Here is a 432-nt window from a genome sequence, read left to right as displayed (position 1 = left end):
GCTTCTTTGACCATGTGACACCTCCTAATGCGGAGCCGCCGGGCTCGCCGGAAAATGGCCGCCTGAAAACCCATAACTTTGCGTTTGACAGGCTAGGCGTACGCGTACCGGCCATCGTCGTCTCTCCATTCGTTCCTGCTGGCACCATTGACCATTCGGTGTACGACCACAGCTCAATTCTGAAAACAACCGATACGCTGCTTGGGCTCAACGGAGCCCTCAACTTGACGGCGCGCGTGCGCGCAGCGGACAGCTTCTCGAAGATGTTGAGCCTTTCTGCCCCTCGCTCCGATATCCCGCAATGCCCGTCGCCCGTCGCTGCAAGCGGTGACTCGCGGCCCACGAGCGAAGGCGCTCCGCGGTCGAAGGACCCTTTTCTGCCACTGTATGCGCATCGCTAGAACCGGCGGCTCACACTAGGACATCCTGTGC

1 protein-coding gene is annotated in these 432 nt (G+C 60.4%); it reads left to right on the top strand.

Annotation, left to right across the window (positions count from 1 at the left end; all coding sequences use genetic code 11):
• Positions 1–401 (top strand): alkaline phosphatase family protein (locus SB753_RS34910; RefSeq protein ID WP_410804600.1); only part of this gene is annotated, 401 nt, incomplete at its 5' end.
• Between the last annotated feature and the right edge of the window lie 31 nt (positions 402–432).

It is taken from the genome of Paraburkholderia sp. SIMBA_053 (assembly GCF_046534895.1).
In the GTDB taxonomy this organism is placed as follows: domain Bacteria; phylum Pseudomonadota; class Gammaproteobacteria; order Burkholderiales; family Burkholderiaceae; genus Paraburkholderia; species Paraburkholderia caledonica.
Note: the sequence above shows the minus strand (reverse complement) of the source record. Positions and strands in the feature narration are given on the sequence as shown.